Genomic DNA, 15,237 nt, shown 5'->3' with positions numbered 1-15,237 from the left:
GACGGTAAATCGTCTGATGTCACATCCCCGGAGGGTGAGAACCGCTGCGGCCGCCATCGTTGAGTAGCTCTGACTCTCAACGGCTTTGGCTGCTAGACCATGTCAGCAGGTCCGATCGTACCGCCGCGCTATCCGGGGAGCCGGCGGTTGATCAGCAAAGCCGCTACCGCCGTCAGCGCAAGCGCGAAGGCACCGAGGCGTAGCCAACCGCTGCTCGCGTCACCCCTGATGACTTCGAAACCGATCTGATCCTGCAGCGTCGCAAAGTCGTCGTTCAATTGCACGGAGTTAGACGCGGTGTAGGACGTGCCGTTCGAATCCGGCAGCTGACGCAGCGCAGAGTCCGAACGGCCGTCGCGCCGTCGCCGAAGGACCGACCCACGTCGATGCACTCGGCAACGATGTACGTCGCAACGTCGGGGCCTAGGTGTGATTCGGCGTTGGTCGTCAACACACCTTCCCGTCCGCGAGTCGCAGGATCTGCGTCGCGGCGGCGGCGACTGCCGCGCTGTGGCTCGCGACGACGACGGCAGTGCCCTGGTGTGCAGCGGCGAGTAGGAGATCGAGCACCAGGGTTTCGGTGGTGCTGTCGAGTTCGCCGGTGGGTTCGTCGGCGAGGAGGACCGTGGGCGCGTTGGCCAACGCGACGGCCAGGGCCGCCCGAGCGAGTTCCCCGCCGGACAGTTCACCTGGATATGCCCCGGCACGACTCTATAGGCCAAGGGAACTCAGCAGGGCGGGACCATGGGCGGACCGCGACGTCCGCGAACGGACCAGCGCCACGTTCTGCCTGCCGGTGAGGTGCTCCATCAGGTTGGCTCCTGGGAACATCATGCCGACCTGGCGTGCCCGGATGAGGACGCGCATGCGGTCCCTACGGTGACTGATCCGCTGACCGGCGACGCGGACGACGCCTCCATCCGGGTCGTCCATCCCGGCCAGGCACGCGAGCAGGGGTCGACTTGCCCGATCCCGACGCCCGATCACGGCGACGAGTTGACCGGGCGGCACGGACAGCGAAACACCCTGCAGAGCAGGGGTTTCCTCTTCTCCGGCGCGATAGAACCGATACAACGAACGTGCCTGGACGGCGGGGCTCGTCACCACACGCCCGGCCTCGACTACTGCCACTGCAGCGAATCGGTGATCGTCCGCCACGGATCGACGTTGTCGGCCCCGACGGGCCCGGAAAGAGTCAGGATCACTTCGTGTTGGTCGCGCCAGAAGTAGTAGCGTTCGACGGCGTCGACCCCGGCCTTGCCCGTCACCGCGTTGGGTGGCGACGCAGCCTCATAGGTGACGAGGATGACGGGTCCGGCTTTGCGGTCGACGGTGGAGATGGAGCCCGGGCGATAGCCGGGAGTGGCGGCATCCAGTGCGGGCAAGTCCCGTCGGACGGTGTCAACCGTGGGGGCGATGAGCTCCGGCGGCGTCTCGATTCGAACGGAGTTGAGCTTGTCGGTGAAGACGGTCGCCGAACCGTCGGTGCTCTGCGCCCACCCCTCGGGGACGGAGACGACGAACAGTCTTGAAGGCGGACTATAGGGCACGAACACCTGCGAATCGGGAATGTCACCAGCGGGATTGGTCTCGGGTGCCACTGTCGTGGAGCTGGCCGCAGTCGCCGGCGTGCCGGCGGGCGCGGTCGTAGCGCCACCGCCACACCCGGTAAGCGCGGCCCCAGCGATGACGGCCAGGGCCGTCGCGAAGGTGGCGGGCTCCGGTTTCCTCACGGCGTCCTCTCCATTCGCAATGCGCCAGTCCGCGGTGCCGCCCATGGTGACGGTGCGATGGCCGGCGCGGCGAAGGAAGCCCGGTCCGCGAGCACGTGCAGTGCGCTCGCTGCGACGGTCACCGCCGCGGCGGCGAGTAATACGCCGGAGATGACGTCGGTAAGCCATTGCATCCCGAGGTAAACCCGACTGCACGCCACCGCCAGCACGGCGAGCGTAGTGATCACCGTGACCAACGTCGTCACCCCGCGGACACCACCGATACCGGCGCCCACCACGAGAATTCCCAGCAGCGCCGCCGTTGCGGTGACGTACCCAGACGGAAACGAATAACCCCAGTCCAGCGCCTCCTGAACGGCGATGGGCGGACCAGCACGCCCGACGAGCAGCTCGATGCACCAGCACGCCGAAACGGCCCCGCCGACGGTGGCGAGCACCGTGAGACCACACAACCACGACCGAAACGTGAGCCCCACGGCCAGCGCGGCCACGGCGGCGAGCCCGGCGATCTCGGCAGGCCCGAGACTGTTGCTGACGGCGAGCGCCACGTGGTCGGTCGTCGGGCTGCGGTGGGCAATGAGCGACGCCGAGACCGCGCGGTCGACGGCCCAGGGTTGCCCGCCGTGGCCTGGGGGCCCAGCCAGGATGCCCACCCCCCACAGCAGGCCGACGGCTCGAGCGCAAACGGAGAGCCATGCCGGAATCCGCTCGCGGAAGAACCACCCCACGCCCACCAACGCCGTCGCGGCGAATGCCGCACTGGAGGCGATCTCGGCATGACCGTGTGCGGCGACATAGTTCGTCACCACCTCGTACAGCGCGTGTTGGGAGTCCTTCACGAGGTCAGTGTGACGGTGCCGCGCTGTGGGGGCGCTGAAAACGCGTGGCGTCGGCGCCACCGACTCTGTCGTACTGAGCTTCGAGCCATGGGAGGTCCCCGCGATGCGTGTGTTGGTGATCGAGGACGAGGTCCACCTCGCCGAGACCATTCGCCGCGGGCTGGTTCGGAGGCGTTCGTGGTCGACGTTGAACACCGTGGAGACGACGGCTTCGACACCGCGGTCGCCGAAGGCTTCGACGCGATCGTCCTCGACATCATGCTGCCCGGAATGAATGGTTGCGAGATCGTCCGGGGCAGGCGGGCACGGGGAGTGTGGACGCCGGTGCTGATGTTGTCGGCCAAGGACGCGGAGTACGACTTGGCCGATGCGTTCGATCTCGGAGCCGACGATTACCTCGTCAAACCGTTCTCCTTCGTAGTGATGGTTGCGCGTCTTCGGGCACTGGTGCGCCGTGGCGTACCAGTGCGCCCCGCCGTCTTGACCGTCGTTGACCTGGAGCTGGACCCCGCACCCCACCGCGTCATTCAGGCCGGAAACGACTGTCGCTGACGCCAAGCGAATACGGCGTGTTGGAATGCCTGATGCGCCAACGTGGGTCCGTCGTCACCAAGGGCGACATCGTCCGATCGGTCTGGGACAGCCAGTACGACGGCGACGACATCATTCTCGAGGTGTGCATCGGATACCTGCGGCGCAAGCTCAGCTCACCGCTCTCTGATCACGGAATCGAGACGGTGCGTGGCGTCGGATACCGACTCGCCATCGATTAACGGTAGACGCAAGGCGAAACGTGCTCCACCACTGGCCGATTCACCGACGTCGATCGAGCCGTGGTGGGCCTCGGCGATCTGCGCGACAATCGCCAGACCCAGTCCGGCACCGCCGGCGTCGCGGGCACGTGGTGCGTCCAACCGCACGAAGCGATCCAAGACCCGACGTCGCTCGTCCGGCGGGATGCCAGGCCCGTCGTCCGCGACGACGATCGTCGCGTGGGTCCGGGACCCGTGGCACTCTAGGCGAATAGTGTTCTCGGCGTAGCGGATCGCGTTGTCGACCAGGTTGCGCACGAGTCGTGAGAGCGCCCTCGGGTCGCCGGCGACGCGGACGTGGCTGATCTGGGTCGACACCGTCAATCCGGTGATCGCCCGAACCCGGTCCGCTTCGGCATCCATGATGTCGTCGAGGTCGACGTCGACGTCTCTGTGCGCCTCGAACTGCTCGTCCGAACGGGCCAGCAGTAGAAGGTCTTCGACCAGGCGGTGCAGGCGGCGCGCCTCCGGCAGGAGGGATTCGTCGATGAGTGCGTCATCCAGCAATTCGGGCCGGCCTTGTGCGAGCTCGAGCGCCGCGGTTATCGTGGCCAGCGGGCTTCGCAGTTCATGCGATGCGTCGCTGATGAATTGCTGCTGAGCGGTTTGACCGGCTTCGAGGCGGTCCAGCATCTCGTTCATCGTCACGGCCAAGCGGGCAACCTCGTCGTCGGCGGCGGGGACCGGAATCCGTTCGGCGAGCTTGCCGCTGGTCATCGAGGACACGCGCGCCCTGATGCGCTCGACGGGGTTCAGGGCTGCTCCGACGAGCCAGTGCGTGCCGCAGGCGGCGAGGGCGACGACGATGGGCCCCCCGATGGCGAGCAGACCGGCGATGGTGGTGACGACCGTCTCGACCGGCTCCCGGTCCGCGCCGACCAATACGAGCGCGGGCCCGTCGGGCGTCTGGACCGTGGCGCCGATGACCCAGAAGTCGTCGGCGTGGTCGAGTTCGACCCGACCGAGGTACCTCCGGAAGCCCGCGGGCACCTTCGCCGACGACAGCGGCGTCGCGGGGCTACCCGCGGACGCGATCACTATCTTCCCCGCCGGGTCGACGACCTGCACCACGCCGACTTGGCTGTCGGTCGCAAGCAGGGATTCGTCCAGTTGGCTGGGTGGCTCCGTGGTCAGCTGTTCTGCCACTTGAGCCGCGCGGGCGTCTGCGGTCAGCCGCGCGGAAGACTCCAGGGACTGGAACAACACCACCAACAGCGCGCCACCGGCAAGCAACAGGCACAGCGTGACGACGACGGTCGCCGCCACCGTGGTCCTTGTGCGCACCGTCCACTTCGAGGGTGATGCAAAACCCGACAGTGATGTCCTCATCGCTTCAGTGTGACCGTCATCGGGCGACCTCTTGCACGATCGTCGACATGGACCCTCCGTCGGGATGAACGGGATCGGCTAGTCTTCGGGCCGTTCGCCGGGGTCACCAACGGTGGCGAAGTCTGCCCGTGACGCAATCCTTTGGGCCCGGCCGACGGGATCTTGGCGTCGGTTTGCGGCGAACTTCGCGGCGCACCAACGTCTTCGGTATGTCACGGCTCTGCTGGCTGGCCCCATTGAGGGATGGCCTTCACCGTCGGCGAGGCAACTGACGTCGCGAGAGAAGTCGCCGCGACCGACGCCGTCGCGGCCGTTTCGCTCATCGTCACGCCGGTTTGCATCGAACCAGCGCTGCGGGGGTTCGAATTGCCGACATCTGCTCCGTTCGCTTGCAAGGCAAGGGCTCCCATGGCCACCACTGCCAAACCGCCGACCCCGGCGGCCGCGTAGCGAATCCGCGTAGACGGCCAACGTGCCTCTGCGAAAATCGACCGCATTTCTCCATCCCAACCTCGTGTGCGCTGAACCCGACCAACGTTCACCACCCAAGCTAGTCAGGGAGTCCTGAGAAACCGCTGAAGCTCGCCGGGGCTTGCTGAAGCACGAGCGTCTTCTGCGATGTCGCTGTGCATGACCGTATCTGGAGTCCAGCGCCGTTTCAGCGTTTCTTAAGCCGACGGCGCGCACACTCCAGATGCGCCGAGAAAACCGGTGAATGCCGTACCAAATCAGCGCGGGAAGTAGGCCGACATGTTGCATACCACGATCGTCCGGATCGCATGCCCGGTGGCGTTGACGCTGTCGATGTTCGCAATGTCCGGTGGCGAAGCCGGCGCATCACCCTCCGTGACGGGCCAAGTGTTCGGGGACGCCTCGTCGACATTGAGCAACGCGGGGTTCAAGCCCATCGTTTCCGCCACCTTCGGCGACCAACTGCGCAAGGACAAGTGTCTCGTCGTCAACCAGCGCGACGAGAGCGTCGCTCAGAAGGGAAGCCACTCCACGAGTGGCAAGACCGTTGCGCTGTCACTGAACTGCGAGAACTCACGAGCCTCGGCCACGAAAGCGGGATTCTCCGCGGCGAGCCCGGAAGGTCGAGCGGCGAAGGCAGCTGCCGACGCTGCCGCAGCGAAGCCAACTTCGTAACCATCCGATCCCTCGCCCACTGTGCGCTCGTGCGAAACCGTTCGGCACAAACGGGAGGTTGCACGAGGCACCTCGACGGACCCACTCAGGGGCCCTTCCTGGATGGATTCGGGTCGGCGCGGAGGGGATCGATCCACGACCGCTGCGCAATCATCGGCAGAATTCTCGGCGGGATCGCAACGCAGATGCGGGCTTCAGGGGGTGGACCGACCGACCTACTGCCGACCAGTCACCTGCAACAGCGCGTGTTCGTGCTGATGCTGCCTTGGGCCCACCTGCGGCAGACGACGCGGGAACGTTGAGACAATCATTCCCAGCCCACCGTAAGTTCGACGAGCCCCGTATCGACCTCGTAAACCATTCCTACGCAGAGCATTCCGTTTGGGGAGGCCGTCGGCACCTAGGATGGCAACGATGTCGACCCCTGCCGCGGCATCGGGGTCTGCGACACTCCTCGCGTCGAGCGCCCCATCGTCGACGCCGAAGAAGCCCGCGAGCCTGGCCCGTTCGCCCTGCATGCGCAGAATCCCCTAGTCGGTGTGTTGCAGAACGACGAAGGTCCATCCCTTGTCAAAGTCTCCAATCGCGGCCGGCAGCCAGTTCGCACCGATCGCCGCCAGTGACATCGCCCTACTGATCACCGGCAGCTGCGCGGACTCGGCGTATGCGGTGACGCTTGCCACGGGCATCTCACCTGCGAACGCCTACCTGCCAAACCATGCCGGGCGGCATCAACGCCGTGCTGGCCCTCGCCTCCAGCGTCGACGCCAACGTCGCGCTGGTCTACGCCAAGCAGACGCTGCGGCTGTTCGCGATGGTCCTGCTCGCACCGCTCGCGTTGAAGTGGTGGCTCGACCGCCCCTCACCATGGCAACGCCTAAACTTCCAGAACCCGGGCCAGACGCGCCCGCACACCGTCGCGGCAAGCAGCCGCCCAGCGAGACCGCCTGACGTCCCCGGAACCACGATGGGATCAACTCCTCGGTGCGTTTAGCCAGATGTGGCGAAGGCCCGGCCCTTCGTAGTCATTGGCGTTGGTGCAGCTCGACAGCGTTAGTGCTTCCGTTCAGCTGGCACACCTTGATCGGGCGTTTCGACGTCACCACCTGGTCTCGGAGCTAACGACGAAGGCGTCGCCGTGCAGCCTCAAATGTCGCGCTCGTGGATCTCGGAGTCACACCCCGCAGCGCGGTTGCGCCCCACCGCCTTCCGGTGTCGTGGCCATTCCTGGCCTCGGCCTCGGATTGGCGTGCAGGCGAGCACCACCATCGACGTCGTCTTGTCTGCACCGTTCGCGCCAGTAAAAGCGACATGCTCATCCGAGTCGACCTGCAAGTTACCGGGCCGAGCGCTTCATGAACCGGCGCCGAATAGTGGAAGTGAGCGTGACGCAAGTGCACCGGAACGGGCGAGATGAAGTGCTGAGTCAGCAGTTCTGGCTCCTGCCAGTGCCCCCTCCGGTCGTGCCAACTCGGGGCCCCTCCATCGCGAGAGTCCGCCGCATGCCTTGGTCCCCCGCGATCTGCGATGGGGATACAGGTTGCTCGGTGCACACGATCTTCCTAGCTATCAAATATGAATCCACAAGCGCTGGAGACGAATTGAACCCAAAATGTTTCAGGCAATTCTTCGCATTCGTGTTGCGGAAGTGACATGGCCCCGTTATGTTTCCTAGCGTCAAGATGAACGACCTCTAAGAGCAGCATTGGGAAAGTCTCATTTCTGTTGGTTCGTCGAGGGCGCGCGACCGGGCCCCGGATTCGCACTTCACAACGAGGCGCTAGGGAGAACATGAAGGCATTCAGTCGGGTGCTGGTCGCTTTGATCGCGGCCGTCGCCGCTCTGTTTATGAGCACGGGCACGTCACACGCCGGTTTGGACAACGAACTGAGTTTGGTCGACGGCCAGGATCGGACCCTCACCGTCCAACAGTGGGACACTTTCCTCAACGGTGTATATCCCCTGGACCGCAACCGCCTCACTAGGGAGTGGTTCCACTCCGGCCGGGCCAAGTACACCGTCGCCGGTCCCGGCGCCGGAGACTTCAAAGGCACACTGGAACTGGGTTACCAGATCGGGTTCCCGTGGTCGCTGGGCGTAGGCATCAACTTCAGCTACACGACGCCAAACATCCTGATCGACGACGGTAACCCCACCAATGGATACGCCCAGGTGATTACCCCAAACCTGTTCCCCGGTGTGTCCTTCAGCGCTGATTTGGGCAACGGCCCCGGCATTCAGGAAGTCGCGACCTTCTCGGTCGACGTTTCCGGTGCCGCCGGCGGCGTCGCGGTCTCGAACGCTCACGGAACCGTTACCGGCGCAGCCGGCGGTGTACTGCTGCGTCCGTTCGCGCGACTCATCGCCTCCACGGGGGACAGCGTCACTACCTACGGCGAACCCTGGGACATGAAGTAAGCGAATCAGATCAGTCAGACGGCCCCCTGAGTCCATCAGGGGGCCGTTGTCATTCCGCAACGCAGTGCAATCCCGGGGTCATACCCGGACACGCTGCAGTCCTGCGTCCCCGGTGACCCGGGGATTGACATACTCACTGGTCAATCATCACGATCTGCCTAGCGAGCGATCCCCATATCGGGGTTACCTGCACGCTACCCTCTCGGGCGGTCTGGACAGTTCTTCTGCGCCCCTGCACTTCTATCGCACCTTTAGCGGGGACTTACCCAACTCGCCGAGGTTGCGGGTGGTTGGGATGGCTGTTGTTCACTTGTCAAAGACCTTGCCGCCGTGTCTGCTAGAGGTCAGCTGGCGCGCATCGTCAGAAGAAGTCCTGCACCGTAGGCCAGGCCGCGCCCGATACCCCGCCCGACTGCCTGGCGATAGGCGACCTGGTCGACGATGGTAGCCGCTCCGCTATAGCGTTGCGTCGGCATCACCCACCGACCTCCGCCGACGGAGGACGCCTGGTACTTGCTGGGAAATTCCAATGTGAGCGGCTCGTCGATTGTCAGCGTTGCGGGTCGCAGGACCAAGCCCGCGGATTCGGCCTTGGTTGTCCACCAGTCGAACTGGCGACTGAAGCCGTTGATCGCCCGTCGGCGCCCATTGGTGTTGATGGTCGGGTTGGCGCGAATCTGGTACCGGATGTGACCGGAGACCGGGACGGACCACGAGCGCGTCACCGGCGGCTGTGCCCCAATGATGGCGGCGCGCCAGGAATCGCAGGCCCGCTGGGTGAAGTCAGGCGGTTTGTCCGACTGGATGCGCACCATGATGGCGTCGTTTGGGCGAACGGACACGGCGAACAAGATGTTGAGCGAACGACGGTGGTCGGCATGACCGTGGGCAACACCGGTGAAGAAGTCGTGCTGTTGGAGCAGGTGTGCGAACCCGCTCATCGTCAGCCGGTGGGCGACGTGGGCGTCAGCCATCATCGCGCGAGTTGCGGGATGCTCGTGGTCGAGAGTGAGCACTGTGGTCAGAACCTGCATCGTCGAGTCGGCGTGCGTTTCCGTTGCAGTGATGGTTCCCTCCGTCATCTAGAAGTCAGATCGTCGTGGTCGACGCCGGTCACGGGATGCCCGGATGCTTCAGGCGGGTTCACGGTGACCGCGAGTTCTAAGCGCGCGGCACGGGCGGTGGGACCTCCGTAGCTCAAGGGCTGGTCGCTTACGACAAGCGCCTCGCCCACACTCCCCTGAACCGGCGGCGACGGCTCGATCCAAGCCTGAAGCGGCCCTCGACGACCGCGTGGGGTACGGGGTGGAATAGCAAGGGCTTCAACCGGTTCGAGTACATCGCCGGTGCCGACAAGCACGGAGCGGCTGGGCAGGTACGCGCGCCGCCCGAGATAGATGGGGCGGCGAGGGTGTGTCAGGGACTCAGCGATCTCTTCGACCAATGCCCGTGGGCCGGCAAGTGAGGCAAGGAAGCTCGCGTCCGACAGGTACCAATCGTGGGTTACTACGACTTTTCCGGAGCCGCTGACCAAAGTCGACGTCGCAACGTCCCACGTCACGTCCGCGGGAGCGGCGTACTGGTCGTCGTGCAGGGTCATGTCATCTCGACGCAAGCGCGAGAACCATTTTGGGTTGCGGTAAGCGTTTCCAGGCAACAGGGGGAAACCTCCCGCTCCCGCAGTGTGATAGTCGACCTCGAGCCGGCCAGGCATGTCAGCGCGGACACCGAAGCTCATGGCAGCCAGGTCGTCGATGCGGTCGGTGAAATCCCGACCAAGCGCATTTGCGACCATGCCAACGACACCGCTCTTGGTCGGACGCGTGTGTGTTGTTCGATGTGCCCTATTGGGGCCGCGAGCGTGATTCCCCCATGACTGCATCGGACCTTCCAGACGCAGGTACACACAGCACCGGAACGGCGTCATCGCACACCGACGCTGTCGATGAAGTCGCGGAGATTGGTATGGTGCGCTCCGTTGATGACGGCGTCGAGTCCGGGATCGGTGGACAGCATGACGTGAGTTTGGTTCTCGATCACTTCGTCGGAACGACCCAGGGTGGCCAGTAAGCTCGCGGCCGCCGACTTCAAGATCTCAGAGCCGTTGATCGGCGAGGTGAAGGCCGCGGCGCCCGACAACACCTGGCTACCGCAGGTGGCGATTACCAACGACGGTAGCGTCGCGGCAACGCTACTGCGCTGCTTGGCCACCGGTACCGCGCGAACGAACCACTCGATGAATGAGCGTTCGGCCGCCACCGCCAGTTGCTCTGGGTCGGCAGCGGCACTGAGATTGGTGCGCAGTTGTCGGCGATCGAGAAACGCGCTGCGATACAGAACAGGGGCAGTGACGAAGGACTCGCCGAGATTGCTCGACGCGGCATCACCGTCCAGCGCGGCATCATCGACTGTCGACCAGAAGTCGGGCTCGATGCTCGCTGGGTCGACCGAAAAGCTATGGGAAACACCGGCAGCACCGTCGACGCGCTTGCCGGGTATCTCGGCGAGCATACGTCCGAACAGCGCGAGATCGACGGTGTCGTGCACGTCCAATGCCGCCCGCGCAGCCGACGTAATTGCAGGGGGCACGGCGGCTCCGATGCGGTCCCAGTCGGAGTCGATCGCGGCGGCCGTCGCGGCAGGAAATCGTGGTGAAGCGAATATTGGTGCCGCCGTATTCCCAGACTTGTTCGCCTTGAGCTTCAATTCGGCGAATACCATCGCCGTCTTGGCGGCGGCCTCGGGCAACGGTCGGCCGTATTGGGTCACCAGGAGCTCGGTCGTGAGCGTTGGAAATCGGGTGGTGCGAAGTCCGTACTGACCGCCCGTGATCGCGGCGTCGCGCATCGCCACGCGGATGGCGCGCTTGCCCGCTCCGGATGACACGCGCACGCGGACGGTGCCGCCGTACACGATTTGCTTCGCCGCGTGGTTGTCGTCGCGATTCAACAACGACGGCGGAAAGGCCTGCAGCGCATGCAATGTGATGAACGGCATGTGCGTGACGTCGACAACGGTCATGTCATCTCCAACGTTCGTGACACGGTGGTCGGGGCCCCTTCACGGGCTCGAGGCGGACGGTGGCGGTGGAAGTCACGCGCCCAGACGAACCGCATGTCGGTCCGCGCTGCAGGATCAGCCCACCGCTGAAGTTCGGCGAGCACCACTTCCCAATGTGGGGGGTGCCGGGTACGCGTGGCGGCCAACGCAGCAAGGGCAGAGGTGAGGTCGTCGTCGGTGTCGGCCGCGATGATCCGGTCGATCAACCGCCTGGCCTTCGGGTTCTTGGGACCCAGCTGACGGGCCCACCGCCCGATACCGTGAACGGTGGGTGGTTGCGGCATCGGCGGCGCCACCGACCGGCCACGATGCCAGATGGCGAAGAGTTTCGCCATCATCAGGAAGCTCCGATATTTCCCGGGTGGCGTGATGCCTACCAATGCGAAGACGTCCCCCGCGACGTCACCGGGGCGCCACCGAGCCGCCGAGGCCAGCCGTGGCGACTCGCTTGAGTGCGCCATCGTGAGGCGCTTTACGAAATCGCGATTGGCGAGGTGATCAATGTCCTCGTCCATCACGTCGTGTGCTTCTTCGAGGCGTGGTGCCGAGGCTTCTGGACCGCCACTCGGGCAGCCGCCACTGGTCGGACCTGGGCGACACTTTGGTACGCCTGCGAGATCGTTGAATCCGCGATGGCTTCGATGAGGGTCACCGCGTGAGACGGCGAAAGACGGCCTGTCGCAACATCGGCGGCGATGACTTCTAACTCGGCCTGACAGCCGGTGTGGGAAGGAATGGCCGCCCGGTAGCCGGCGAAGCCGCTGACGGCCTTGGCGAGTGCGGCGGTGACCGATCCGATCCTTCGGTAGGCAAGACTCATCTCGGTGAGGACGTCGCGCAGCCCGGATGGATCAGCGGGAACGGGGAAGGACGCGGTAATCGGCCCGGAGATCGCCGCTTGGTATGCACCGAGTCCACCCAGGCGCCATCGTGGGTATCCCGAGGGCGACGTGGGACGTGACACTGACTGCCCGCCTGGATAGTGCGGGTCGGCACACATGACCGCTAATTGATGCCACGCCGGACGCTCCGGGTGTACCCGCTGCGGGACGTATCGGTCGGAACCGTCTGGGCGACAGTAGATCGTGTGCGGTACCAGTACAGGTTCCAGGGGCGCGTCGACGTCACCGAACTCAGGCCAGCGCAGCCCATCGCACACCATGATGCCCGGCCCGATGTCACCGCCCCCCCGGAACAGCAGCATGGAACGGGACTGCCACGTGAGTCCGTCGAGCACGCCGGAGGGGCACCCAGTGTCGGCCGGGCGCGCGTGACGTGGCCAGGTGAACCAGAATTGGCCGACTGGATGCGTGCCGCTCAGTGCGGCGGTGGCCGCGAGCGATGAGGCAAGCCGACCGTCGTCCAGCCACAGAAACGGCCGGATGGTGGCCACCGAGGTCTTCGCCGACATCGGCGAGCTCCCGTAGGCGGCGGTCGTGAAGGGCTGCTTGCCGCCCACCGAGAATTGCTGCCGGACGACGAGTAGTCGTGCTGCCGCCCCCGAGTCGAACACGAGCTCAGAGGCGTTGTGCCACACGTTAACCGCCGTGGAGCCGCGCCCCGCATGTCGATACGACGCAGATACCAGCGGCCGCACCGCCCCGGGGAATTTCGCAAACTGTGCCATGCCGGGGTTCTGCCAGAATGGCCGGTGCACGTCGAAGAGGTCGAAGCCTGAACGATGCACGTCGACCCACTCCTGGGGAACCAGCCCACATTCCGTGGCGGCAATGTGAATGGCCAGCAGAAGCCGCGTCAGCGCAGCGTCTTCTAGGTCGTCGCCGGTGGCGATCGCTATGACGTCGGGGTCGAACACGCCGCTCAGCCCGCAGCTGCGCATTCCCGACGTGGTGAGCACCGGCAACCATGGTTCGGATACGAGCGAATAGCCTGCCGAACCTCTACTGAAGGATTCAACGCAGTTCGCTCCGGTGGCGCCGTAGACATCGACGCCGATCGTCCCGGACGCCCACACTGATGCTGCGAGAGCCATCACCACGCCCTCCCTAGCCAAAGCCGCTCCTCGACACCATCGACCGGACGGATCGAAATGGCGTGCCCTTTCGCGATCGCGCGTCGTCCAGTCGATGCCTCGACGTGGCATCTCGTCGGACGAGCGCGTCGTCAACGTAAGCGCACCTCGCTGAGAAAACGATGAGAAGCTGCCTCCTGCCGAACCGTGGATAGTGGCGCAGACTTGTTGAGGCCGAACTGCTTCGAAGCAGCGAAGGCAACAATGGGCGTGGAAGCAGTGACCTCCCTAGCTACTGCGGGGCCTGTCGCATCGCCTCGGCGTCCTCTCCGGCGCATGCTGCCACTGCGGCTTCTAGTCGGCGCCGCACTGACCCGAGACGAACGCCGTTTCGCCGCAAATTTGGCCCGGAGCCTGCGAGCCGAGGGCTTCGTGATGGTGCATGCCGGCAATGGCGTCGATGGCTTGTGGGACGGACAACACGTTCGACGTGATCGTCCAGGACGCCAGGAATGAACGGCTACGAAGTGCTGCGCGACACCCAAGCTCGGGAGGACTCGTGGCTTTCCGGTATGGGCCTGCAGCCGTTCCGGCGGCGCTGGGGCGGGTGCGCGGCATCACCTGCGCCGTGCAGCTTCGACCCGGGCAAGCACGACAGGTAGTTCGCCGCTGCGACTCTCGCCACCGCACTACCGTGGCTGGCCGAACCAACAAGTTTGCCCACATCGCCCTGCTCGTCGACGGAATCGGCTTGGCCAGCACTGAATTGAGCCGTGCTTCGCCGTCGTGGCGGCGATCGCCGCACGGCCTTCTGGACCGGCAGCGGAATCCCTGGGTTTCCTCGGTGGCGACAGTTGCGTTGCAGTCGAGGTAGACCTGTACCGTGTCGCTGACCTGTCTGAAGCCACTGCCGTGCATGAACGGGCGCTCTGCGAGCGGTTGACCGCGCACTCATCGTCGTGCGGACCGACACCGCCACACTGTGGCATGGGATTCACTCGATTACGTCCCAACTCCCGGCGGGATTGACTACCATTCGGCATGGCGTACTTGACTCGGCGGACGTTCCTGGGCGCGTGTGCGCTCGGCGCGGTCGCAACGAGCGTCCCCACCGTGGCGGCGGGTGCATCCCCGCAAGCGCCGATCTCGACCGCTCGGGTTCCGGCACCCGGAACCCTCACCCGACTGCCCGGCGACGGCAACCAATTGGCCCTCACCGTCGATGATGGGTGCAGCACCGCCGATGTCGCCGCACTGGGGCGCTTCTGTGCCGATACCGGCATGCGGTTGACGTTCTTCGTCAACGGGATCAACCCGTCGTGGACCGAGAACGCAGCCCTGCTGCAACCGATGGTCGCCTCGAGTCAGATCCAGCTGGGCAACCACACCTGGTCTCATCCCCACATAACAACGATCAGCCCGGCCGCGCTGACAGACCAGATCAGTCGAAATGCAGACTTCCTGCGACAGACCTACGGCGTCGACGGCACCCCGTACTTCCGGCCGCCCTACGGCCAACACGACGCCGACACCGACCGCGTTGCCGCCGAGCACGGCTACACCACGATTACCCTGTGGAGCGCCGAAATCGGCGACTCCCGGCCCATCGGCGAGGGCGCGATGATCTCCAACGCCCACAGATCGCTTCTGGCACAACAGATCGTGCTTGCGCACGCGAACTTGCCGCCAATCAGCCACGTGCTGCCGCAACTGGCCAGCATCATCGCGGAGCGCGGCCTACAGACCGTCACCCTCAATGACGTGTTCTCCTAACACACCGGGGTTCCGCCTCGAGGGACGCGTCGTTCTGGCCACGTCGGCAGCGGCGATTGCGTAACCCGCACCGCGGCCGCAGGGGACGATCCACTTCAGAAGGTTGGCAGCGGCGGGTGTGGCGATCCAAAGTCGTGACCGCATTCTCTGCCAGA

At 65.1% G+C, this 15,237-nt stretch carries 14 protein-coding genes and 3 pseudogenes; 5 read left to right on the top strand and 12 right to left on the bottom strand.

The window, feature by feature from the left end; genetic code table 11:
• Window positions 1-128: 128 nt before the first annotated feature.
• From H7J06_RS09490 to H7J06_RS09470, 5 genes and pseudogenes are all read right to left on the bottom strand, one after another.
• A pseudogene (locus H7J06_RS09490) lies at window positions 129-317 on the bottom strand (VWA domain-containing protein); the annotation flags it as partial.
• A 130-nt stretch (window positions 318-447) separates the two neighbouring features.
• Window positions 448-690: pseudogene (locus tag H7J06_RS09485) on the bottom strand (ATP-binding cassette domain-containing protein); the annotation flags it as partial.
• A gap of 21 nt (window positions 691-711) precedes the next feature.
• Window positions 712-1,131 (bottom strand): P-loop NTPase family protein, encoded by a 420-nt coding sequence (locus H7J06_RS09480; protein ID WP_264038498.1) that lies wholly within the window; start codon window positions 1,129-1,131, stop codon window positions 712-714.
• On the bottom strand, window positions 1,122-1,733 hold the full coding sequence (locus H7J06_RS09475; RefSeq protein WP_264038497.1) for a hypothetical protein: 612 nt from the start codon (window positions 1,731-1,733) through the stop codon (window positions 1,122-1,124). The genes H7J06_RS09480 and H7J06_RS09475 overlap by 10 nt, the downstream gene beginning before the upstream one ends.
• Entirely contained in the window at window positions 1,730-2,572 is an 843-nt protein-coding gene (locus H7J06_RS09470) for a phosphatase PAP2 family protein (RefSeq protein ID WP_264038495.1), read from the bottom strand. The genes H7J06_RS09475 and H7J06_RS09470 overlap by 4 nt, the downstream gene beginning before the upstream one ends.
• Window positions 2,573-2,675: 103 nt before the next feature.
• On the opposite strand from H7J06_RS09470, the pseudogene H7J06_RS09465 reads away from it, so the two are divergent.
• A pseudogene (locus H7J06_RS09465) lies at window positions 2,676-3,345 on the top strand (response regulator transcription factor).
• Here H7J06_RS09465 and H7J06_RS09460 read toward each other — a convergent pair.
• On the bottom strand, window positions 3,280-4,713 hold the full coding sequence (locus tag H7J06_RS09460) for a sensor histidine kinase (RefSeq protein ID WP_264038494.1): 1,434 nt from the start codon (window positions 4,711-4,713) through the stop codon (window positions 3,280-3,282). The pseudogene H7J06_RS09465 and the gene H7J06_RS09460 overlap by 66 nt on opposite strands.
• Window positions 4,714-5,499: 786 nt before the next feature.
• Between H7J06_RS09460 and H7J06_RS09455 the strand changes: the two genes are divergently transcribed.
• A complete protein-coding gene (locus H7J06_RS09455) occupies window positions 5,500-5,859 on the top strand; it encodes a hypothetical protein (RefSeq protein ID WP_264038493.1) in 360 nt (119 codons plus the stop codon).
• Window positions 5,860-6,389: 530 nt separating this feature from the next.
• Here H7J06_RS09455 and H7J06_RS09450 read toward each other — a convergent pair.
• The gene (locus H7J06_RS09450) at window positions 6,390-6,542 is read right to left on the bottom strand and encodes a hypothetical protein (protein WP_264038492.1); all 153 of its coding nucleotides are present in this window, start codon (window positions 6,540-6,542) and stop codon (window positions 6,390-6,392) included.
• Window positions 6,543-6,577: 35 nt separating this feature from the next.
• Between H7J06_RS09450 and H7J06_RS09445 the strand changes: the two genes are divergently transcribed.
• Both H7J06_RS09445 and mspA read left to right on the top strand, forming a co-directional pair.
• Window positions 6,578-6,853 carry an AbrB family transcriptional regulator gene (locus H7J06_RS09445; RefSeq protein WP_264038491.1) on the top strand — a complete coding sequence of 92 codons (276 nt, stop codon included), beginning with the start codon at window positions 6,578-6,580 and terminating at the stop codon, window positions 6,851-6,853.
• A gap of 797 nt (window positions 6,854-7,650) precedes the next feature.
• Window positions 7,651-8,277, top strand: a complete 627-nt coding sequence (gene mspA / locus H7J06_RS09440; protein ID WP_264038490.1) for a porin MspA — start codon at window positions 7,651-7,653, stop codon at window positions 8,275-8,277.
• A gap of 344 nt (window positions 8,278-8,621) precedes the next feature.
• Here the strand turns inward: mspA and H7J06_RS09435 are convergent, their stop codons facing one another.
• From H7J06_RS09435 to H7J06_RS09415, 5 genes are read right to left on the bottom strand one after another with little or no spacing between them, the layout of a single operon-like run.
• Window positions 8,622-9,311 carry a type I-E CRISPR-associated protein Cas6/Cse3/CasE gene (locus H7J06_RS09435; protein ID WP_264038489.1) on the bottom strand — a complete coding sequence of 230 codons (690 nt, stop codon included), beginning with the start codon at window positions 9,309-9,311 and terminating at the stop codon, window positions 8,622-8,624.
• 44 nt (window positions 9,312-9,355) lie between these two features.
• Window positions 9,356-10,204, bottom strand: coding sequence for a type I-E CRISPR-associated protein Cas5/CasD (locus H7J06_RS09430; RefSeq protein WP_264038488.1), 849 nt, complete (start codon window positions 10,202-10,204; stop codon window positions 9,356-9,358).
• The gene (gene cas7e, locus H7J06_RS09425; RefSeq protein ID WP_264038487.1) at window positions 10,201-11,298 is read right to left on the bottom strand and encodes a type I-E CRISPR-associated protein Cas7/Cse4/CasC; all 1,098 of its coding nucleotides are present in this window, start codon (window positions 11,296-11,298) and stop codon (window positions 10,201-10,203) included. The genes H7J06_RS09430 and cas7e overlap by 4 nt, the downstream gene beginning before the upstream one ends.
• Window positions 11,295-11,798 carry a type I-E CRISPR-associated protein Cse2/CasB gene (locus H7J06_RS09420; protein WP_264038485.1) on the bottom strand — a complete coding sequence of 168 codons (504 nt, stop codon included), beginning with the start codon at window positions 11,796-11,798 and terminating at the stop codon, window positions 11,295-11,297. The genes cas7e and H7J06_RS09420 overlap by 4 nt, the downstream gene beginning before the upstream one ends.
• A gap of 53 nt (window positions 11,799-11,851) precedes the next feature.
• Window positions 11,852-13,465 (bottom strand): type I-E CRISPR-associated protein Cse1/CasA, encoded by a 1,614-nt coding sequence (locus tag H7J06_RS09415; protein WP_264038484.1) that lies wholly within the window; start codon window positions 13,463-13,465, stop codon window positions 11,852-11,854.
• An 885-nt stretch (window positions 13,466-14,350) separates the two neighbouring features.
• Here H7J06_RS09415 and H7J06_RS09410 point away from each other — a divergent pair.
• Window positions 14,351-15,082 (top strand): polysaccharide deacetylase family protein, encoded by a 732-nt coding sequence (locus H7J06_RS09410; protein ID WP_264038483.1) that lies wholly within the window; start codon window positions 14,351-14,353, stop codon window positions 15,080-15,082.
• Window positions 15,083-15,237: the final 155 nt, after the last annotated feature.

The sequence above is a fragment of the Mycolicibacterium hodleri genome (assembly GCF_025822245.1).
Classification (GTDB): Bacteria; Actinomycetota; Actinomycetes; order Mycobacteriales; family Mycobacteriaceae; genus Mycobacterium; species Mycobacterium hodleri.
Note: the sequence above shows the minus strand (reverse complement) of the source record. Positions and strands in the feature narration are given on the sequence as shown.

Bases quoted from the DNA above. Each gene is read 5' to 3' on its own strand.
- cas7e (WP_264038487.1), bottom strand. From the start codon at position 11,298: ATGACCGTTGTCGACGTCACGCACATGCCGTTCATCACATTGCATGCG.
- mspA (WP_264038490.1), top strand. From the start codon at position 7,651: ATGAAGGCATTCAGTCGGGTGCTGGTCGCTTTGATCGCGGCCGTCGCC.
- H7J06_RS09460 (WP_264038494.1), bottom strand. From the start codon at position 4,713: ATGAGGACATCACTGTCGGGTTTTGCATCACCCTCGAAGTGGACGGTG.
- H7J06_RS09420 (WP_264038485.1), bottom strand. From the start codon at position 11,798: ATGGCGCACTCAAGCGAGTCGCCACGGCTGGCCTCGGCGGCTCGGTGG.
- H7J06_RS09445 (WP_264038491.1), top strand. From the start codon at position 6,578: ATGCCGGGCGGCATCAACGCCGTGCTGGCCCTCGCCTCCAGCGTCGAC.
- H7J06_RS09435 (WP_264038489.1), bottom strand. From the start codon at position 9,311: ATGCAGGTTCTGACCACAGTGCTCACTCTCGACCACGAGCATCCCGCA.
- H7J06_RS09410 (WP_264038483.1), top strand. From the start codon at position 14,351: ATGGCGTACTTGACTCGGCGGACGTTCCTGGGCGCGTGTGCGCTCGGC.
- H7J06_RS09430 (WP_264038488.1), bottom strand. From the start codon at position 10,204: ATGACGCCGTTCCGGTGCTGTGTGTACCTGCGTCTGGAAGGTCCGATG.